The sequence below is a fragment of the Paracoccus caeni genome (assembly GCF_016629665.1).
GTDB lineage: Bacteria > Pseudomonadota > Alphaproteobacteria > Rhodobacterales > Rhodobacteraceae > Paracoccus > Paracoccus caeni.
Window position 1 is genome coordinate 108,398 of the sequence record NZ_JAEPRQ010000002.1, and the last position, 20,723, is coordinate 129,120.

The 20,723-nt window shown below is 63.1% G+C and carries 16 protein-coding genes; 7 read left to right on the forward strand and 9 right to left on the reverse strand.

Going from position 1 to position 20,723, the window contains the following annotated elements; all coding sequences use genetic code 11:
- Positions 1 to 107 precede the first annotated feature (107 nt).
- The 3 genes from JJJ17_RS07340 to JJJ17_RS07350 all read right to left on the reverse strand — a co-directional run bounded on the left by JJJ17_RS07340 (position 108) and on the right by JJJ17_RS07350 (position 3,024).
- Positions 108 to 1,073, reverse strand: coding sequence for an SRPBCC family protein (locus JJJ17_RS07340; RefSeq protein ID WP_200685043.1), 966 nt, complete (start codon positions 1,071 to 1,073; stop codon positions 108 to 110).
- A gap of 176 nt (positions 1,074 to 1,249) precedes the next feature.
- On the reverse strand, positions 1,250 to 2,107 hold the full coding sequence (locus JJJ17_RS07345; RefSeq protein WP_200685044.1) for a TIGR02186 family protein: 858 nt from the start codon (positions 2,105 to 2,107) through the stop codon (positions 1,250 to 1,252).
- Positions 2,107 to 3,024: a sulfite exporter TauE/SafE family protein gene (locus JJJ17_RS07350; RefSeq protein WP_200685045.1), complete on the reverse strand. Its 918-nt coding sequence runs from the start codon at positions 3,022 to 3,024 to the stop codon at positions 2,107 to 2,109. Before JJJ17_RS07350 ends, JJJ17_RS07345 begins: the two co-directional genes overlap by 1 nt.
- Before the next feature lie 178 nt (positions 3,025 to 3,202).
- Here JJJ17_RS07350 and surE point away from each other — a divergent pair, with 178 nt between their 5' ends.
- Genes surE through JJJ17_RS07365 form a run of 3 tightly spaced genes read left to right on the forward strand, consistent with a single transcriptional unit; the run spans position 3,203 to position 5,831 of the window.
- Positions 3,203 to 4,003, forward strand: a complete 801-nt coding sequence (gene surE / locus JJJ17_RS07355) for a 5'/3'-nucleotidase SurE (RefSeq protein ID WP_200685046.1) — start codon at positions 3,203 to 3,205, stop codon at positions 4,001 to 4,003.
- A gap of 5 nt (positions 4,004 to 4,008) precedes the next feature.
- Entirely contained in the window at positions 4,009 to 4,674 is a 666-nt protein-coding gene (locus JJJ17_RS07360; protein WP_200685047.1) for a protein-L-isoaspartate(D-aspartate) O-methyltransferase, read from the forward strand.
- A 35-nt stretch (positions 4,675 to 4,709) separates the two neighbouring features.
- Entirely contained in the window at positions 4,710 to 5,831 is a 1,122-nt protein-coding gene (locus tag JJJ17_RS07365) for a LysM peptidoglycan-binding domain-containing protein (protein WP_200685048.1), read from the forward strand.
- A gap of 15 nt (positions 5,832 to 5,846) precedes the next feature.
- Here the strand turns inward: JJJ17_RS07365 and JJJ17_RS07370 are convergent, their stop codons facing one another.
- Both JJJ17_RS07370 and JJJ17_RS07375 read right to left on the reverse strand, forming a co-directional pair.
- Complete coding sequence (locus JJJ17_RS07370; protein WP_200685049.1) at positions 5,847 to 7,253, reverse strand: peroxidase family protein; 1,407 nt, start codon at positions 7,251 to 7,253, stop codon at positions 5,847 to 5,849.
- 281 nt (positions 7,254 to 7,534) lie between these two features.
- The gene (locus tag JJJ17_RS07375; RefSeq protein ID WP_200685050.1) at positions 7,535 to 8,080 is read right to left on the reverse strand and encodes a TetR/AcrR family transcriptional regulator; all 546 of its coding nucleotides are present in this window, start codon (positions 8,078 to 8,080) and stop codon (positions 7,535 to 7,537) included.
- A 98-nt stretch (positions 8,081 to 8,178) separates the two neighbouring features.
- Here JJJ17_RS07375 and JJJ17_RS07380 point away from each other — a divergent pair, with 98 nt between their 5' ends.
- Entirely contained in the window at positions 8,179 to 9,666 is a 1,488-nt protein-coding gene (locus JJJ17_RS07380) for an MFS transporter (protein ID WP_200685052.1), read from the forward strand.
- Between the two features lie 162 nt (positions 9,667 to 9,828).
- A complete protein-coding gene (locus JJJ17_RS07385; protein WP_200685054.1) occupies positions 9,829 to 11,280 on the forward strand; it encodes a TrkH family potassium uptake protein in 1,452 nt (483 codons plus the stop codon).
- Between the two features lie 5 nt (positions 11,281 to 11,285).
- Here JJJ17_RS07385 and JJJ17_RS07390 read toward each other — a convergent pair whose 3' ends face one another.
- From JJJ17_RS07390 to JJJ17_RS07400, 3 genes are all read right to left on the reverse strand, one after another.
- Positions 11,286 to 12,062 (reverse strand): transglutaminase-like domain-containing protein, encoded by a 777-nt coding sequence (locus JJJ17_RS07390; protein WP_200685056.1) that lies wholly within the window; start codon positions 12,060 to 12,062, stop codon positions 11,286 to 11,288.
- Between the two features lie 276 nt (positions 12,063 to 12,338).
- Positions 12,339 to 14,642, reverse strand: coding sequence for a Tex family protein (locus JJJ17_RS07395; protein WP_200685058.1), 2,304 nt, complete (start codon positions 14,640 to 14,642; stop codon positions 12,339 to 12,341).
- A 71-nt stretch (positions 14,643 to 14,713) separates the two neighbouring features.
- Positions 14,714 to 17,233, reverse strand: a complete 2,520-nt coding sequence (locus JJJ17_RS07400) for a cation:proton antiporter domain-containing protein (RefSeq protein ID WP_200685060.1) — start codon at positions 17,231 to 17,233, stop codon at positions 14,714 to 14,716.
- A 217-nt stretch (positions 17,234 to 17,450) separates the two neighbouring features.
- Here JJJ17_RS07400 and JJJ17_RS07405 point away from each other — a divergent pair, with 217 nt between their 5' ends.
- Both JJJ17_RS07405 and JJJ17_RS07410 read left to right on the forward strand, forming a co-directional pair.
- Positions 17,451 to 18,521, forward strand: a complete 1,071-nt coding sequence (locus JJJ17_RS07405; protein WP_200685062.1) for an alkene reductase — start codon at positions 17,451 to 17,453, stop codon at positions 18,519 to 18,521.
- Entirely contained in the window at positions 18,521 to 19,123 is a 603-nt protein-coding gene (locus JJJ17_RS07410) for an NAD(P)H-dependent oxidoreductase (protein ID WP_200685064.1), read from the forward strand. Before JJJ17_RS07405 ends, JJJ17_RS07410 begins: the two co-directional genes overlap by 1 nt.
- A gap of 114 nt (positions 19,124 to 19,237) precedes the next feature.
- Here JJJ17_RS07410 and glnA read toward each other — a convergent pair whose 3' ends face one another.
- Positions 19,238 to 20,644 (reverse strand): type I glutamate--ammonia ligase, encoded by a 1,407-nt coding sequence (glnA, locus tag JJJ17_RS07415; protein WP_200685066.1) that lies wholly within the window; start codon positions 20,642 to 20,644, stop codon positions 19,238 to 19,240.
- Positions 20,645 to 20,723: the final 79 nt, after the last annotated feature.

Here is a 20,723-nt window from a genome sequence, read left to right on the forward strand (position 1 = left end):
CGATGGCATCTGATCGTGCCGCAAACACTACCAACTGGGTATCACAACATCTTCAGGATCGTGCATCTTCCGCTCGAAGATCAAATCGCGGCAGGCCGAACAAGCCCCTAGGACGCCCCTGCCTCCGCCGTCGCGCGACGGTCGATTTCGGCCAGGACGATACCGTGGAAATCGTTCAGGAACATATGCCCCCAGAGGTTCAGATAGCCGTTGATCGGGGTCTGGACGCGATACCACGTGGTCAGGCTAAGCTGCGTCCCGCCCGAGGGCAGCGGCGTCAGTTCATATTCGCCGCGCACCAGCTCCAGATAATCGCTGTCGGGACGGATGTGATCGTCGATGCCTCTTGGGATCGAGTCCGCGTCGAACTCGAAACCCCATGACAGGCGGCGATCCTGTTCCCATTCGGTGATCCGCTCGCGGAAGCTGACGCCGCGCGTCCATGACAATTCCCGCGCCGCGCCGACGCCGCTGCCCTGCATCCGCGCGTCCAGAGGCTTCGGAATGAACATCAGGCTATGGCTGACCGTCCAGCCCAGTTGATCGGGGTCGATATCGGGAATGTCCACGGTATTGCGCCAGACAACATCTGCGGGGGCGTCGATCTCGACCACCGAGGTGACATGGGTGATCTGGTTCGGCCAGGTGATCATGTTCTCGACCGGCAGGACCAGCAGCGGCAGAACCGCGATGCAGGGGGTCAGATTGCGCTTGCCGCGGTTTCGCACCCAGGCATGGGTCAGATAGGCACCCAAAGCCAGTGTCGGCAATGCAATCGGGATCGCCATGATGATGCAGACGATGCCCTCGCCAAAGAACAGCGCGGTGATCGAGAGGATGCCGAAGAACACGCCCCAGCTTGCAAAGATCGAGTCCAGAACGCGACGCTCGGCGCGTGGATCGTAGAATGCGGCGACGACGCTGCCGACGCCGGTGGGGAACAGCACAAGTCCTGCGATGGCGGGCAGGCCCTCATCGACATGCTGTCCGGCCCAGACCAGCATATAAAGCAGAATGCCGTAGATCAGCCCGATCGGAATGGCGAGCTTCAGCCGCTTCAGAACTTCACGCAAGACGCACCTCATTTGCAAATCGGGATCGCGGGCAGCGATTTCTGCTGGCCTTCAGGCGGGGGCGGAATAGCCCTGCGGGCCTGCGTTGAAAAGAACGAACTGAAACAATGGCTAAGATGACTTGAAACGCGTTAAATCACCAATGACAACGAAATCCGGGCACGCCCCCCTGCCCCTCACGCCCGGCGCAGCTTTCGGAATGCGGCCGAGGCGCCCCATCCGGCAAAGACCGCGATGCCAAGCGACATCAGCCCGTAAACCAGCGGCTGATCGAAGGCGAGACGGTAGAGCCAGCGTTCAAGCCCGACCTTGCGGACATTGATCGGGGCGACGAAGACATCCATCACCTCGCCATTGCGAAGCAGGAAGATGCGCGTCTTGTAGGCCCCCTCGACCAGATTGGCCGGCAGGCGGACATCGGCGCGAAACAACGTCTGGTCGATCAACGACACGCTGCCCTGATCCAGCCGGTAAAGTCCCTCTTGTTCGCGGATACGGATCAGCGCCTCGGTAAAGGGAACGGCGCTTTCGACCGCGATCTGCCCGGCAAAGGCCCGCATCGCGTGCGACAGCGAGATCCGATAGCGGTTATCCCATTCCGGCAGCAGGATCTGATCCAGAGGGCCAGAGGTGGCAACGGCATAAAAGCCGGGGGCCGCGCCGATCTGGACGGATTCGGAGTTGATCCAGATCCCCGCCTTACGCTCTTTCCGCCAGACGGTCGCGCTGCGCGAGGGGGCTTCGACGGTGACGATGATCTGCAAGGGTGGTCCTTGAGGGATCGGCGTCTCACGTTTGACGGCACCGTAGATCAGGATCTCTGACCCGTCGAAACTTGCGGTGATCGCAACGGAATCGCTGGAAAGCCCCGCCACGACCTGCTCGACCGGGTGGACCTGACCTGCCGTCGGCGCCGCCGGACTGTTTTCGAGCGGAAGCGCGACAGCACCCGGATCTTCGGTCACGACCGCATCCTGGGCCAGCGCCGAGCCAGCGAGAAGCGAGAGGCAAAGGATTGCGGGACCAAAGCGCATCAGTTGATCCCCGCCACGATCTCGTAAAGATCGTCAGGCGTCAGGAACAGGTCCAGCGCCAGCTTGCCACAGACCAGCAGCACCAGAAGCGCCAGCAGGATCCGCAACTGCTCGGCCCGCAATTTCGCGCCAAGCGTCGTGCCGAACTGCGCGCCCACGACCCCGCCAAGGATCAGCAGCACCGCCAGCATGATATCGACGGTGTTGTAGCTGACCGCATGCATCAGCGTGGTGAAGGCGGTGACGAAGGTGATCTGGAAGAGCGAGGTTCCCACGACGACCTTGGTCGGCATGCCAAGCAGATAGATCATCGCCGGAACCATGATGAAGCCGCCGCCGACGCCCATGATCGCAGCCAGGACGCCCACCGCAACGCCCAGCAGCAGCGGAGGAAAGACGCTGATATAAAGCCCCGAGGCGCGGAATTTCATCTTCGCGGGCAGACGATGGATCCAGTTATGCTGATGCAGGCGCTTGCGATAGGTGGGATTGGTCTTCGACCGGCGCAGCGTTCGCAGGCTTTCCTGCAGCATCATCATCCCGATCAGGCCCAGAAACACGACATAACAAAGCTGCACCACCAGATCGAGCTGGCCCATATTCTGCAGGATGTTGAAGATCGCGACGCCCAGCCAAGACCCGACAAGCCCCCCGGCCAGCAGCACCCACCCCATACGGAAATCGACGCTCTTGCGCTTCATATGCGCCAAGACGCCCGAGACGGACGAGGCCACGACCTGATTGGCGCCGGTCGCCACCGCAATGGCGGGAGGGATGCCGATGAAGAACAACAGCGGCGTGATCAGAAAGCCGCCGCCGACGCCAAAGAGGCCGCTCATCAGACCGACGATTCCCCCAAGCCCGACGAGGGTGAAGGCGTTGACCGAAACCTCGGCGATGGGAAGATAGATCTGCATATCGTTCGCGTTGCCTGTGCTGTCAGAACCATGCAACGCGTCGCCCTTCAGGTCAAACCGCTTTCAGGGCCGGAGCAAGACTTGAAGCGAGGCTGTTGCATCGCTAATCAGGAAAGAAGATTTCAACTGGAATGACTTGCGCGCCCAAGGGCGTGCCCTAACTGGCAGCGGGGGCAGTTTGCGCATCCTCATCACCAATGACGACGGCATCAACGCTCCCGGGCTGGAAGTGCTGGAAAAAATTGCGGCGGAACTGGCCGGACCGGATGGCGAGGTCTGGACCGTCGCCCCGGCCTTTGAACAATCAGGCGTGGCCCATTGCATCAGCTATGCCCATCCCACCATGGTCGCCCGCCTGTCCGGGCGGCGCTATGCGACCGAAGGCAGCCCCGCCGATTGCGTGCTGGCCGCTGTCTCGGACATCATGGTGAACGAGCCGCCCGATCTGGTCCTGTCCGGCGTGAACCGGGGCAACAATTCCGGCGAGAATGTGATGTATTCCGGCACCATCGGCGGCGCGATGGAGGCGGCGCTTCAGGGTTTGCCCGCCATCGCCCTGTCGCAATATCTGGGTGCCGCGACCGCCGATCTGGCCAATCCGTTTGAGGCGGCGGCGGCCCATGGCGCCAGTGTGATTCGGCGTTTGCTGGATCACGGCGACTGGACCTCGGATGCCGAGTTTCGGCTGTTCTACAATATCAACTTCCCGCCCCTGCCCGCCGCCGATGTGCGTGGTATCCGCGTCGTGCCGCAGGGACGGCGGCAGGGCAGCAATTTCACCGTCGTGCCTTATACGGCCCCGAACGGGCGGCGCTTCATGTGGGCGGCGGGCGGATCGCAGACGGCTCCGGCGCGGGCGGGCACCGATGTTGCGGTGAATATGGATGGCTATATCTCGATCACGCCGATGCGCGCCGACCTGACCTGCCACAAATCTCTGCCGGAATTGGTGGCGGCCTTCGAAGACGAGGCGGTATAGGCCGGATGACCAGCGAGGACAGCCCCGACGAGGAAACCCCGGCCGAGCGCAAGATGCGCTTTCTGTTCCAGCTTCGCTCTCGCGGGGTCACTGATCCTCGAGTTCTGGCGGCGATGGAGCGGATCGATCGCGGCGTCTTCGTGCGCGGCCAGTTCGCCGACCGGGCTTATGACGACACGCCCTTGCCGATCCCCTGCGGGCAGACGATCAGCCAGCCCTCGGTCGTGGGGCTGATGACGCAGGCGCTGGCCGTTGGGGCACGCGACACCGTGTTGGAGATCGGGACCGGGTCGGGCTATCAGGCGGCGGTTCTGGCCGGGCTGTCGCGGCGGGTCTATACCGTGGACCGGCACCGCAGGCTGGTGCAAGAGGCCGAGGTGATCTTCCGGCAGCTCAATATCTCGAACATTACCGCGCAAGTCGCTGACGGATCACGCGGTCTGCCCGATCAGGCCCCCTTTGATCGCATACTTGTCACCGCTGCGGCCGAGGATCCTCCCGGCCCGTTATTGGCACAGTTGAAGATCGGCGGTATCATGGTGGTGCCTGTCGGTCAGTCGGATGCGGTTCAGACCCTGATCCGCGTCACCCGCACCGAAGGCGGATTTGACTATGATGAGTTGCGACAAGTGCGTTTCGTGCCGCTGGTCGAGGGGTTGGGACAGACATGACCCCCGCAGGTGGCAGGCAAGATGAGGATGACCGAATGAGCAGAACTTTGAGGCTGGTGGCCAGCGCGGGCTTGGCCGTGGCGATGCTGGCATCTTGCGGGCCGAACGGCAATTTCGATCCCGATCTGCGTCGATGGGCACCGGGCGGGCTGAACACCTCGGACGCCGCCGCCCGCGCCGCACCGCGTCCCGCGCCCGACAATCGCGGCGTCATCACCTTCCCCAATTATCAGGTCGCAATTGCGGGCCGAGGCGACACGCCCGCCTCGATCGCAAGCCGCCTTGGTCTCAACGCGCAGGAATTGGCCGGGCATAACGCCCTGCCCGCCGATGCGACGCTGAATGCAGGCCAGCCGCTGGTTCTGCCGCGCCGGATCGCCGGATCGGCGGGCACTGGCGGCGGCGGCACCGGCGGGGTCAGCGATCCCTTTGCTGGCGGCGGCGCTGCGGCGCAACCCACCGCCCCTGCGGCGACCAGCGCTGCCGGACAGCCGGGCCAGCACGTCGTGGCCGCGGGCGAGACCGCTTGGTCCATCGCACGGCGCTACAACGTCAATGTGCAGGATCTGGCAAGCTGGAACAGCCTGCCGTCGAACATGACCTTGCGTGTCGGTCAGCGCCTGATGATCCCGGTTGCCGGGCAAGCCGCGCCTGCGGGCAACACCACCACCGCCCCCGGCAGCGGCAGCCCGACGCCGCGCCCGCCATCCGCCGCACAACCGCTGCCGAACGAGACGCCCCGCGCCGCCGCCGATCCTGGCCCGGAAGCGCCGGCGACCGATCTGGGTGCAACCCGGACGGCGGCATCCGGCAGCGGTCAGTTCCGCATGCCGGTCGCAGGCTCGATCATTCGGGTCTATGAAAAGGGCCGCAACGACGGCATCGACATCGCCGCAACGTCAGGGACGGCGGTGAATGCCGCAGGCGGTGGCACGGTGGCGGCAGTCACCAAGGACACCGCTGGCACGCCGATCGTGGTGGTCCGCCACGACGGCAATCTGATGACGGTCTATACCGGCATGGACGGGCTTAACGTCAACAAGGGCGATCAGGTCAGTGCCGGGCAGCAGATCGGCAAGGCGGGCAATGGCGGCTTCGTTCATTTCGAAGTGCGTCAGGGTTTCGACAGCGTCGATCCCGAACGCTATCTGCAATAAGGAAGAGGGTGGCGATTACGCCACCCCTCCGAACGACAGCAGATCGACCATCCTGAAATCATCGCCAGTCATCGTGCTGTCGATGGTTTTCAGGAACGGCTGCCAGTCAGGATCCTGCGTCAGATAGGAACCGCTATCCCCCTGAAGCAGGCCCAGAAACACCTCGGCCACGATGCGCCCGCCGACCGGGCCCAGCCGTTCGCCATTCTCGATCAGATCGGCCTCGCGCAGGATGTAGAACCACAGCGGCGTGCGGTCATCCATGCCATGCGGTTTCAGATCCTCAAGATCGCCGCGCGACAGTTCAGGCACCTGCATCGCCTTTGCAACCCGTTGGCCCGAAGGCAGCGAAAAGGTCAGATGTCGCAGCAGGTTGCGCTGCGCCAGCGAGGCAGGGTTGGTCTTCGGATCAGGCGATGAGACCACCGAGGGCGGCAGCCTGAACAGAGCCGAGGACAGGCGCGTGTCGATTCTTTTGTTATGGCGGACCAGACCGTCCCCGAAATCGAAGAAGGTCGGCCAGTCGATGAACCGGCGGTCCGAGCGGCAGCCGCCCGACAGATCGTCCGGATCGGTGGGGTTCGATGGTGTCGGCGTGAAGATCATCGCAAAGAAGGGCGATCCGCCATTGCCGGTGAAATTCGCGCGATAGGACGGCCGGATCTGGCTATGGCCAAAGCGATAGGCCGCGACCGAGAATTCGACCGGGATATAGGCCTCGTTCCGCCATTTGTAGAACTTGCGACCGTTTTTCAGGATATCGTCGATCATCGCCTGTCCGCAGGTCATGCGCAGATATTCGTGGACGATGATCCACTGATAATGCCAGCGGACGATGCGCTGCGCCTCGGCAAAGACCTCATCTGCGGCTTTCAGCTTGATCTTGGTGCGGACATAATCGACGACCGCGTTGTGAAAGCTGATGAAGGCCACCTGAAGCTGGCTGATGATCAGGTTCTCATCATTGCGGGGATCGCCTATCAGCGCGACATTCTGACGGTTGCGCGGCAGGTCCCATTTGTCAGGCGCCCCCGTCGGCTCAAGATACATCTTCGCCGCATTGGCAGGCAACGTATCGTAAAGATGCGGCGATCCGCCGGGACCGGAGCCATAGACATTATCCAGCCCGAAACTGGGCGTGCGGAAGTTGGCGATCTGTTCGGGGTCGGCCTGTCGTTCCAAAGTGGATGTCGGATCGAAGGTGATGTCGTGGTCAAGGAATTGACCCAGAAACGTCACCCCTGCCGTCTGGGTCGGATTATCGCTGTTCTTCTGCGAGAATTGCGGCTCGGTAATCAGATCCTGCGGGCTCTGGTCCAGATCGTCTCTGGCATCCATAACGCCGTTGACCTTGCCGATATCCAGCAGCGCCGCGCGCACATCGGGCGTATCCGCCGCGAAGGGGGGCAGTTCGCCGAACATCCGCCCGAACCTGCCTTCATCCGAATATTTCGACCTCGGTGGGACGATATCTCTTGGATATACGCCATGCCTGGGCATCTTGGTTACTCCCCTTATAAACACCTGTTTCCTCGTGATTATCGGCGCCTGGCCGATCCTCTGAAAATATCACGAAAAGGAGAGCTGCATATAAAATTAGCAAGAAACGGGGAGCGCGGTTTACATCGCGTTTGGGATATTTTCAGCGGCAGATATTGGTTCCGCACAAGCCATTGGAAATTTGGTCATTCGGAATCGATATTTCAAAATTCTTTATCCAGAAGGCGGTCGATATCTTCATAAGTCCGGTCCCATTCCTCCTCATCGATCGGAAGAAATCGCAGATAGTGCAGAAGAAACGCACCCTCGCTGGCCAGAAAACCAAGCCATAACCGCCGCCCCTCGAGCGTTGAAAGGTCCAGTCCCAGAAGTCTGTCCCGATACCATTCCCGAGTCGATTCGAGGTTTTCGGGCGTTTGCAGCAGTGCCGCCATCAGGCTGGCGGCCTTGGTATAAGAGGTCTCGTCACCCTCTTTCGTGGCGGTGATATGCGCGCGGATGCGCCGCTCGGGGTCCAGAGAGTCACCCGTCAATTCATCGAAGCGCTGATCGTAACCGATGTTCCAGCGGGCAAACATCGCATCGATGATCTCGTCCTTGCTGGAGAAGGTATATTGCACCCCGCCCTTGGTGATGCCGCTTGCCTTGGCAAGTGCATCGATGGTCAGCGCCGCGGCCCCCCGCTCTCGCACCAGCTTTTCCGCGGCATCAAGCAACTGTTCGCGGTCGATCTTCTTCGGTCTCGCCATCTGCCTCTTCCATTTCAATACGATCGTATTTAAATGATCGTCACATGATTCGCCATCCGGCCATCGTGCCGGATCGCATCTTTTTCAGAGGTTCCGACATGACTACCCGTTCGCCCTGGCTTATTCTGGCCATCGTTTCGACGGCCCTGTTTCTGATCGTCGTCGATATGACGGTTCTCTATACGGCTTTGCCGACGCTGACGCACGATCTGGACGCGACGGCGGTTGAAAAGCTGTGGATCGTCAATGCCTATTCGCTGACCGTGGCGGGCCTATTGCCCGCGTCGGGCGCGCTTGGCGACCGTTACGGGCACAGGCGTATGTTCATGATCGGGCTGGTCATTTTCGGAGCGGCCTCGCTGATGGCGGGGATGGCATCCTCGGCCGAGATGCTGATCGCGGCGCGGGCGGTGCTGGCCGTGGGCGCGGCGGCGATGATGCCCGCGACACTGTCGATCATCCGACAAAGTTTCGACGATCCCGATCAACGCTCGTTGGCGATTGGCGTCTGGGCGGCGGTCGCGTCTGGCGGCGCCGCGCTTGGGCCGGTTCTGGGCGGCGTCATTCTGGAGCATTTCCACTGGGGAATGGTGTTCCTGATCAACCTGCCGGTGGTGCTGATCGCGCTGCCGCTTGCGATGATCTATGTGCCGCGCGCGCGTCTGGACGGCGGGCATCCGTTCGATCCGTTGGGTTCGGTCCAGATCCTTGTCGCCCTGCTGGGTCTGACGCTGGCGATCAAAGAGGTCGCGAAGCCCGAACCGACATGGCAGGGTTTCGTTCTGCCCTTGCTGGTCGGTGCGGCGGCGCTGACCCTGTTCCTGCGCCGCCAGATCCGCAGCGCCCATCCGATGATCGATCTGAACCTGTTCCGCGACCGCCGTTTCTCGGCAGGCGTGATCGGGGCGATCTCTGCCGCGGCAGCGTTGATGGGGATGGAGCTGGTCATCACGCAGCGCCTGCAACTGGTCTCTGAACTGTCGCCGTTGCAGGCGGGGCTGTTCATCCTGCCGATCCCGCTTGCCTCGTTCATCGCCGGTCCGGTGGCCGGGATGGCGCTGTCGCGGGTCGATGCGGGGCGGCTGATGACGCTGGCCCTTGCGGCAACGGGGCTTGGCGCGATCATCTATACCGCCAGTTTCGACGGCGCGGTGCCGCTGCAATTGCTGGCCTTCGCCATCATGGGCGCGGGGATCGGAGCGACCATGACAGCCGCCTCTTCGGCCATCATGATGAACGCACCGGCAAACCGCGCCGGGATGGCAGCATCGGTCGAGGAAGTGTCCTACGAGTTGGGCGGCGCGCTTGGGATCGCGCTTCTGGGCAGCCTGATGTCGGGCGTCTATACGGCGACCTATCTGGCAGGCGGCGACGCGGCCCCGGCGCTGGCGGCGGATTCGCTGGATCAGGCGCGGCTGGTCGCCGAGAGCCTGCCCGTGGCCGAGGCGCGGCAGGTGATCGGGGCTGGCATTGCCGCCTTTGATCGGTCGGTGCTGGTCGTTATGATCGCCTCGACGACGGTGCTGGTGGCGGCATCGCTGTGGATCGGGCGGCTGTCGCGCCGCATGGTCGGGCTTCGCGCCTGAGGCCCCTGTCGGATCGGTATTTGGACAACGAAGAAGCGGCGCGGTCTCTGCTGACAGGCCGCGCCGCGTGTTTGTTGCAGAAATCGTGCCATGTCAGAGTCGTTTCCGGTTCGGCGCAGGAAAGCCGTTGACGCGCCGCAAGGCGCGCGGCAAGCAATCGGCATGATCGATTTGCGCCCGGTGGCACAGCCTATTGGACGGACCGTCGCAACCCTTGGGGTGGCGATGCTGTTGCCCGCTGCTGTCGATTGGTGGCACGGCAACCCGCATTGGCAGGCCTTCCTGCACAGCGGCGTTCTGACCTTCGTCATCGGTCTTCTGATCACCGTCGCCACGCGCGGCGAGGACAAGTCGTTGAACCTGCAGCAGGCTTTCCTGCTGACCTCGGGGCTGTGGATCGCGATCCCGATCTTCGGCACCCTGCCCTTCATTCTGGGCCAGCCCCATGCCAGTTTCACCGACGCCTTCTTCGAGTCGATGTCGGGCGTCACCACGACCGGCACCACCGTCTTTGAAACGCTGGACAAGCTGCCGATGGGCACGCATCTGTGGCGTGCCATCCTGCACTGGATCGGCGGTCTGGGGATCGTCGTGGTGGCGATGATCTTCCTGCCGATCATGAAGGTCGGCGGCATGCAGTTCTTCCGCTCGGAAGGGTTCGACACGCTGGGCAAGATCCTGCCCCGCGCGGGCGAGATCGCCGCCGAGATGACCCGCATTTACCTGTTCCTGACCGGCGCCTGCATCGTCACCTATCTGCTGCTTGGCATGTCGGGTTTCGACGCGGTGGTGCAGGCGCTTGGCACGGTCTCGACCGGGGGCTTCTCGAACTACGATCTGAGTTTCGGGCAGTTTCTGGGGCCGATTGAATGGGCGGCTTCGGTCTTCATGATTCTGGCGACCATTCCGTTCATCCGCATGGTGCAGGCGATGCGCGGGAATTTCGAACCGATCTGGCAGGACAAGCAGATCCGGGCCTATCTGCGGTGGGTCTTCTATTGCTGCGCGCTGATCGTGATCTATCGGTTGATCGACACCCGCCATGAGGCAGAGCCGCTGGACGTGATCCGAGAGACTGTCTTCAACACAATCTCGACCTTCTCCGGCACCGGCTTCTTCTCGACCGATGTGATGAGTTGGGGGCACCTGCCCTTCACGCTGCTGTTCATTGGCGGGCTGATCGGCGGCTGCACCGGCTCTACCACCTGCTCGGTCAAGGTGTTCCGCTATCTGGTGCTGTTTCAGGCCGTGAAGGCGCAGTTGAAGCGGATGCTGTCACCGCATCGCGTCTATCCCCTGCGATATGAGGGGCGGCCGCTGGATCAGGATGTCATCGACTCGGTCATGGCGTTCTTCACGCTGTTCATGCTGACATTCGGTCTGCTGATCGTCGGCCTGTCGCTGACCGGGCTTCACCCGCGAACCGCCCTGACCGCCGCATGGACCGCGATCGCCAATATCGGCCCGATCTGGGGCCCCGAAATCACCGCGAACGGTTCGATTGCCGAATTCCCTGAATCGGCGAAATGGATGATGATCGTCGGGATGTATCTGGGCCGGCTCGAGCTGGTCTCGGTTCTGGTGCTGTTCCTGCCGCGATTCTGGCGGTCCTGAGCGCGTTAGAGCCGCGTGGCAAGGACGGTCTGCCGCTCAAGTTCAGCATAGGAATTGGTGGTCATGAAGGCCACATCGACAGCATCGCGACCCACAGCGATCACCGCCATCTCATCCGCATGGGCCATGCCGGTCGGGTCGATCAGGTGCCAGTTGCCGTCCAGATAGACCTCGACCACCGCGTGAAAATCAGGCGGCTCGACCCCCGGAGCGAAGACGCTGGCGATGCGGGCGGGGATCTGGGCCGCGCGGCAGAGGGCAATCATCAGATGGGCATAGTCGCGGCAGACGCCCTGACGCGACAGGAAGGTGTCGGCGGCGGTGGTCTGCGCATCGCTGCTGCCCGAGATGTAATCGAGCCGTTGTTCACACCAGTCGCGGATCGCGGCGACCTTTTGACCGCCGCGTAACTCTCCGAAACGCTGCGCCGCGAAGGGGATGAAGCGTTCTGCCTGACAATAGCGCGAAGGCAGCATGTAGCGCAGGGCGTCACCCGGCATCTCATCCAGTTCCATCGCCGAAAGGTTTGGAAAATCCGGGCGCGGTCGGGTGATCTGAACTTCGGCGGAATAGCTGCAGGCGATCTTTTCGGCGGTGCGGATGATGATCTTCTCGCCGACACCTTCCTCGGCGGGGACGCGGGCGAAATGTTCGACATCGCCGAAGTCGATCTCGGTTTTCAGAAGCTCCTGCCCGGTGGCGCCCGCCGCCTCGATCACAAGGATCGCGGGGCCGGGTTGGGCAAGGGTGTAAACAAGTTCGACGTCGATCTTCAGGCGCATCGGCAAGGCTCCACTGGTCACATGAAGCGGGAACGCAGCGGGCTGGCGGCGGGTTCATATCGACTCGGGATTCAACATCTAGCGACAGAGGTGTGCTTAAGCAGAGGGCAGTGCCCGACCGCGGGTGGGCACTGCGACAGTCGTTCCCAGCACTTTATCGTGCCACCCCGTCGTCGCTATCTGTTGCGCGGAACATCACCGAAGTGCCCGCCCGTCCGGGCGGTCGGGCACTGCCCGGCGTCGCCCAAGGGCGACTTGATTCCGGGCGGGCGCTTCTTACTTGCGGCGCATTGCCTCGGCCAACGCAGCGCCGAAAGCGCCCTGCCCTGTATCCTTCTGCCCCTGCGGACTGGCCTGCGCATGACGCTTGGCGTTTTGCTGCGGGCGCTCGGACCGTTCCGGCTTTTCCGAACCGCCATCCTTGCGCATGGTCAGGCCGATACGCTTGCGGGGCACGTCCACCTCGGTCACGCGAACCCTCACCACATCGCCGACCTTCACCACCTCGTTCGGGTCTTTCACGAAACGGTCGGCCAACTGGCTGATATGGACCAGCCCGTCCTGATGCACGCCGATATCGACGAAAGCGCCGAAGGCCGCGACGTTGGTGACAGTGCCCTCCAGCGACATCCCGGGTTTCAGGTCGGTGATCTCTTCCACGCCATCGGTGAAGCTGGCGGTGACGAAGCTGGGCCGGGGATCGCGGCCCGGCTTTTCCAGCTCGGACAGAATATCGCGGATCGTCGGCAGGCCGAAATGTTCATCCACGAACTGCTCGGCCCGGACCCCCTTCAACGCCGAGCCATCGCCCATGATCGCCCGGATATCACGCCCGCAGGCCGCCACGATCTTGCGCGCGACGCCGTAAGCTTCGGGGTGGACGGATGAGGCGTCCAGCGGCTCATCCCCGTCGCGAATGCGCAGAAAGCCCGCGCATTGTTCGAAGGCGCGAGGGCCAAGGCCGGTCACCTTCTTCAGCGCCGCGCGCGAACGGAAAGCACCCGATGCCTCGCGATGCGCCACGATATTCTGCGCCAGCGACGGACCAAGCCCCGCGACATGGGCCAGAAGCGGCGCCGAGGCGGTGTTCAGATCGACGCCGACGGCGTTCACCGCATCCTCGACCACGGCTTCCAGGGTTTTCGTCAATTGCCGCTGGTCCACGTCATGCTGATATTGCCCGACGCCGATGGATTCCGGCGGCACCTTCACCAGTTCGGCCAGCGGATCCTGCAAGCGCCGCGCAATGGACACCGCGCCGCGCAAGGACACGTCCAGCCCCGGAAACTCTTTCGCGGCCAGTTCGGAGGCCGAATAGACCGAGGCCCCCGCCTCGGACACGATCACCTTGGTCGGCTGCTTCACCGACTTCGGCAGCGCCTTCAGGACCTCGCCCACCAAACGCTCGGTCTCGCGGCTGGCGGTGCCGTTGCCGATGGCGATCAGATCGGCATTGTGACGCGCGATCAGGGCCAGCAGCGTCGCCTGCGAGCCGCGCAGATCGTTCTTGGGCTGGAACGGGTAGATCGTGGCCGTGTCCAGCAGCTTGCCGGTCGCATCGACCACGGCCACCTTGACGCCGGTGCGGATACCGGGATCAAGCCCGATGGTGGCCCGAGGCCCGGCGGGTGCCGCCAGCAGAAGGTCTTTCAGATTGCGACCAAAGACCCGGATCGCCTCGTCATGGGCGCGTTTGCGAAGCTCGGTCAAGAGGTCGATATACATGGTGTTGGACAGCCTGACCCGCCAGGTCCAGCCCGCCACCTGTCTGAGCCACAGATCACCCGGCTGATTGCCCAAGCGACCGATGGCCTGCACCACGATCCCCTCGGCCCGCGCCGCCCCGGTCTCGGGGTCGGGCGAGATGTCGATGGTGACGATTTCCTCCTTCGCCGCCCGCAGGATCGCCAGTGCGCGGTGCGAAGGGATCCCCGCCCATGTCTCGCGGTGATCGAAATAATCGCTGAACTTCGCGCCTTCGGTTTCCTTGCCCGCGATCACCTTGGCGGCAATGAACGCCTCGGCCCGCATGAAGTCGCGCAGAGCGCCCAGAAGGCCGGCATTTTCGCTCAGCTCCTCAACCAGAATGTCGCGCGCGCCGTCCAGCGCGGCTTTCACATCTGGCACGGCTTCGGTGATGTAGCCCGCCGCAAGCGCGGCAGGATCGGCAGCCCGGTCGTCCTGAATGGCGCGAAGCAGCGGCTCCAACCCGTTTTCGCGGGCGATCATCGCCTTGGTGCGGCGCTTGGGCTTGAAGGGCAGATAGATGTCTTCCAGCGTCGCCTTGGTTTCGGCAGTGGCAATCGCGCGGGCCAGATCGTCGGTCAGCTTGCCCTGTTCGGTGATCGAAGACAGGATCGCCGCCCGCCGTGCCTCCATCTCCCGCAGATAGACCAGACGCTCGGCCAGCGTCCGCAATTGCGTGTCGTCCAGCCCGCCCGTCACCTCTTTGCGGTAACGCGCGACAAAGGGGACCGTCGCGCCACCATCCAGCAATTCCGCCGCCGCGCCGACTTGGGCAGGGGTGGCATTGATCTCGCCCGCGATGGTGCGGGCAATGCGGGTGGTGGTGGCGTCCATGCTGATCCTCCTGACAGGCCGGAGTGCCGTCTTAACCATCGCGGCCCGCGCCGCCAAGCCATCACAAGCGTTCAGCCCTGACGCAGTTCGGGCACGTTCAGCAATTCCGCACGGATTTCCGGGGTCGGCGCGTTTTCCAGCAAAGCCCGCTGCAGGCTTGGCGAGCGTCTCAGCACGTCGCGAAAGCCGCGTTCGTCAAGCTGAAGCAGGCTCACCGGGGTCAGCGCCGTCGCCTGCCCGATCGAGGGGCGGCCGGTCAGCGCGGTGAAGGCGCCGAACATATTGCCGCGTTCCAGCCGCCTGATCTGCCCATTCACCTCCAACTCGACCACCCCCGAGGCGACGAAGAAAACGCTGCGCGAGACGCTGCCGCGCTGCAAGATAACCTTGCCGCTGTTGACGTAACTGCGGTCAAGCTCTTGCAGCAGCGCCTGCAATTCTTCCTCGCCCAGATCAGCGAATAGCGGAAAACTGGGCAATGTCCCCTGTTGTGCCGGGGCCAGATCCAGATGCGGGCGCAGTTCGGTCGCCGCGCGCCTTTGGGCGATGCTTTGCATCAGCACGCTGTGCAGTTCCTCGCCGATCAGCCCGTCATCGCGCATGGCGTCAAATTCGCGCTCTTCCAGCCGCAGCGACAGGCGGCGGATATAGCGACGTTCCAGCTTGTCGGTATAGTCGGGATATTGCAGGCGCAGCCCCTCGATTGCGGCATCAAGCGCCTCGCTGCGGCGGTTGACCAGATCATGCAGGATTTCGGCCACGCGGTCTCCATGGATGCGGCGGATGCGGCCGTCGATGAAGACGCCCAGATCGCGCAAGATCAGCCGCTTGGCCAGCAGGATTTCAACCCGGTCGGCGGTGACATTGGCCAAGGGCCCGCTGATGCCGAAGCGGTTGCGCAGGAAGGCCGCGATCCGAAAGCCCGGCCCGTAGCGCAGATTGCGCTTGGCGGCGCGTTGATAGCCCATGCGGCCATCGGTGCGGGTCGCCTCGATCAGGCGGTCGGCGTCGAACAGCATCGATTCCGACAGCCGGACGCTGATCACATGGACCCGGAAGTAATCAAGAATCTCCTCGCGCTCGTGACCGGCAAGCGCCAGAAGGCCCAGCGTGACCCGGTCGCGGTCAAGGATATTGCGGTTATCTTCGGATTCGGCTGCCAGCATGGCGCGGTCCACCCGCTTGCCGAACCGCTGCGCCTCGGATTTCAGGGTTTCGGGGGACATGCCGTAATTCTCGGTCGTCTTCTTCAGATCCTCGCGCACCTCCTGAAGGGCAACCGCGATGACCTGTTTCGACAGCGCCGTATCAACCGGCGACAGCTTGTCGAGCCGCAGCCGGTTGATGACCCAGCTCAGCGTGGTCCCCTGCACCATCAGCGTCCAGAGGGTAAAGCCGGTCGCCAGAATCCCGACCTCTCGCTTGATGGCGACATCGACATAGGGGTTCTCGGTCACCGCCAGCGCCAAAGCCAGCGTCACCGCGCCGCGCAGCCCGCCCCACAGGATCGCCACGCGATAAGGCACCTCGACCACGGGCGAGACGCGCAGGCCGGTCAGCAGCGGCATCAGCCCGAAAAGGATGATCGCCCGCGCCACCAAAGCCGCGACGACGACGACAAGGATCAGCCCCAGATCGACCAGATGCACGTCATCCAGAAGCCGCGGGATCAGCAGCGCCGCCAGCACGAAGATCAGCGCCCCGGACCAATGCGACAGCAAATCCCAAACCGCCCGCAGCTTCGCCCAGGCCGAGGGCAGGATCCTGCCCGGCCCGGCGAAATTCATCGTCAACCCCGCCGCGACGACGCCGATCACCCCGGATGCGTGGAACACTTCTTCCGCGACGATGTAGGACAGGTAGGGCACCGCCACCGAGATCGAGATCTGCGCCAGCTCAAAACGGTGAATGCGGCTCATCAACTCAATCGCGACGAAGGCGATCAGCCATCCCGCCGCGACGCCGCCGACGAACAGCATCGGGAAGCTGCCAATCGCCTGCCCCAATCCCGGCGGTGGCAGTTCCATCATGACATAGGTGATGAACAGCCCCGCCAGCGAAATGGCGGCGGCATCGTTCAGCAGGCTTTCCCCCTCGATGATCCGGGCCAGCCGCTGCGGGGTCGAGAGGTCGCGGAAGATGCCGACCACTGCCGATGGATCGGTGGTGGAGACAATCGCACCGACCAGCAGGCAAACGACCAGCGGCAGCGCGCTGACCCATGACAGCGCATAGCCGATGGTCAACGTGGCGACCAACACCGCCACCACGGCCAGGGTCAGGATCGGCACCCAATCGTCCAGCATCCGGCGGATATTCATGTCCAGCGTCGTCTGAAAGATCAGCGTCGGCAGAAAGACGTAAAGGAACACGTTCGACCGGATCGGCAATTCGATGATCGTATCGGCCAGCGGATTCAGCGCATCCGTCAGGTCGGTATGCAGCAGAAACAACGCCCCGCCCCCGATCAGAATGCCAAGACTGGCCAGCATGACGCTGAACGGCAGCGACAGGCGCGAGGCCAGCGGCTCGGCCAGCCCGATCAGCACGAAAAGCAGTGCGGCTACGGTGGTGAGAAGGGCAATATCCATTCAGGTCGCGCATCATTGGTATCGCCGCGATGGAAACATCATCTGCGCCGGGTTGACCACGCGGATTCCGTGCCGCTCACCATCTCGTGCGGCTGGTTTCGGGGTGAAGTTGCGTTGCTGCAACCCGGCTCTGCGCGGCGGGGGGATTGAAACCCGGCTCTGGCGGATACAGTTGACGGGTAAGGTTACCGATCCAACCGCAAGACAAGGACAGACAATGACCACGTTGTTCGACCCGCTTCCCCTCGGCCCGCTGCTTCTGAAAAACCGTATCGTCATGGCCCCCCTCACCCGCAGTCGCGCCAGCGAGGGCCGGGTTCCGAATGCGATGATGGCCGAATATTACCGCCAGCGCGCCGGTGCCGGGCTGATCCTGACCGAGGCGACCTCGGTCACGCCGATGGGCGTGGGCTATGCCGATACTCCCGGCATCTGGAGCGATGAGCAGGTCGAGGGCTGGAAGCTGGTCACCGACGCCGTGCATCAGGCGGGCGGATTGATCGCGCTGCAGCTTTGGCATGTCGGGCGGATCTCGGCGCCTCTGTTTCTTGACGGCGCCTTGCCGGTCGCGCCCAGTGCGGTGCAGCCTGCGGGCCATGTCAGTCTGGTCCGGCCAAAGCAGGACTATGAGACGCCCCGCGCGCTGGAAACCGACGAGATCGCGGATGTCGTCGCGACCTATCGCAAGGCGGCAGAGAACGCGCTGAAAGCCGGGTTCGACGGGATCGAGATCCATGCGGCGAACGGCTATCTGATCGACCAGTTTCTGCAAGACAGCACCAACCTGCGCGACGACCGCTATGGCGGCCCTATCGCGAACCGGGTGCGTTTCCTGACCGAGATTGCGGATGCGGTGATCCCGGTCTGGGGTGCCGACCGGGTGGGCCTGCACCTTTCGCCGCGCGGCGACGATCACGACATGGGCGACAGCGATCCGAAGGCACTGTTCAGCCATGTGGCGGCTGAAATGGCGGCGCGTGGGATCGCCTATATCTGCATCCGCGAATACCCGGCCGAGGACAGCGTGCTGCCCGATATCAAGGCGGCATTCGGCGGCGTGGTGATCGCCAATGAGGGACTGACACCGCAGACGGCGGCGAAGCTTCTCGCGGATGGATCGGTAGATGCAGTGGCCTTCGGCAGCGACTTCATCGCCACCCCGGACCTTCCCGAGCGGATTAAGCTGGGTCTGCCCCTGAACCAGATCGACAAGACGACTTTCTATTCCGGCGGCGCGTCGGGTTATACCGACTATCCCACCCATCCGGCGACCGAAGCGGCAGAGTGATGCAAACGCTTCTGGTCCGCGCCCATCCTGTGCCGGACAGCCTGAACGGCCTGCTGGCGGCGCGGACCGAAGCCGCCATCCGGGCCAAAGGGTGGCCAATCGAGGTGCTGGACCTGAACGCGGATCAGTTCAACCCGGTGATGCCCGCGCCCGAGCGCAGCGCCTATTACGGCGCGGACAGCCCGCCCCCGGACCCGGCGCTTGCCGCTATGGTCGAGCAGCTTCGCCGAACCGAGGTTCTGGTGCTGGTGTTCCCGACATGGTGGTTCGGCTTCCCTGCGATCCTGAAGGGCTGGTTCGACCGGGTCTGGCGCCCCGGCGTCGCCTTTGACCATAGCCCGGACATGGGCCGCCTGATCCCCCGCCTGACCAGCCTGCGCCACGTCGTCGCGATCACCACAATGGGCTCGCCCCTATGGGTGGACCGTCTGGTCCTGCGCCAGCCTTTACGGCGTGTGCTGCGCTGGTCGATCCTGAAGCCCTGCGCGCCGCAAGCGAAGCTGCATTGGCTGGCGTTATATGGGGCGGAGACGGTGACGTCGCAGAAGGTGGATAAGTTCTCGGCGAAAATCGATGGGGCAATCACAGCCTTGTCGAAGTAGGAAATTTCCGCCCGCCGATGCATTCCATACCTCGGATCAAGGCGCGGTATTCCCTTCTCTCCAAACGAAAAGGGCGCCGCATTGGCGCCCTTTCCCGGTCTCATTCTGCCGTAATCAGCAGCTATAATACATCTGGTATTCGATCGGATGCGGGGTGTGCTCGTAGGCGTAAACCTCTTCCCACTTCAGCGCGATATAGCCTTCAAGCTGGTCGCGGGTGAACACGTCGCCTGCCAGCAGGAAGTCCATGTCCTTCTCCAGCTCTTCCAGCGCTTCGCGCAGGCTACCGCAGACGGTCGGGATTTCGGCCAGCTCTTCCGGCGGCAGATCATACAGATCCTTGTCGGATGCGGGGCCCGGATCGATCTTGTTCTTGATCCCGTCCAGACCGGCCATCAGCAGCGCGGCGAAGGCCAGATAGGGGTTCGCAGCCGGATCCGGGAAACGAGCCTCGACACGTTTGGCTTTGGGCGATTCCGTCCACGGGATACGCACGCAGCCCGAACGGTTGCGGGCCGAATAGGCGCGCAGAACGGGGGCCTCGAAGCCGGGGATCAGCCGCTTGTAGCTGTTGGTCGAGGGGTTGGTCAGCGCGTTCAGCGCCTTGGCATGCTTCAGGATGCCGCCGATGAAATACAGCGCCTCTTGCGACAGGTCGGCATATTTGTCGCCTGCGAACAAGGGCTTGCCGTCTTTCCAGATCGACATGTTGACGTGCATACCCGAGCCGTTATCGCCCTTCATCGGCTTCGGCATGAAGGTCACCGTCTTGCCATAGGCATGGGCGACGTTGTGGATGACGTATTTGTATTTCTGGATATTGTCGGCCTGTTCGGTCAGCGAACCGAAGATCAGCCCCAGCTCGTGCTGCGCGCTGGCAACCTCGTGGTGGTGCTTGTCAACCTTCATACCCATGCGCTTCATCGTGGACAGCATTTCGCCACGGATGTCTTGGGCTGCATCGACCGGGTTGACCGGGAAATAGCCGCCCTTGTGACCGGCGCGGTGACCCTGGTTGCCCATCTCGTATTCGGTGTCGGTGTTCCATGCGGCATCGACCGAGTCGATCTGGAACGACACCTTCTGCGGCGTCACCGAATAGCGCACGTCGTCGAACAGGAAGAATTCAGCTTCCGGGCCGAAATAGGCCGCGTCGCCGACGCCCGAGGATTTCAGATAAGCCTCGGCCTTGACGGCGGTGCCGCGCGGGTCGCGGGCATAGGGCTCACCCGTATCCGGCTCGACCACGTTGCAATGCACGCAGAGCGTCTTTTCGGCATAGAACGGATCGACATAGACCGAGGACGGGTCCGGGATCAGCTTCATGTCCGACTGATCGATCGATTTCCAGCCCGCGATCGAGCTGCCGTCGAACATGAAGCCTTCCTCGAAGAAGTCCTCATCGACCAGATCGACATCCAGCGTCACGTGCTGCAGCTTGCCCTTGGGATCGGTGAAGCGGACATCGACATAAGCGATTTCGTCGTCCTTGAGCAGCTTCAAGACCTCTGTGGTATTCATCTCTTCCCTTTCTTCGTGGATGCGCCCCGGCGGCATGGCCGCGAGGCGCGGAAGTTCATTGGCAGCGCGGCGCCGTTTC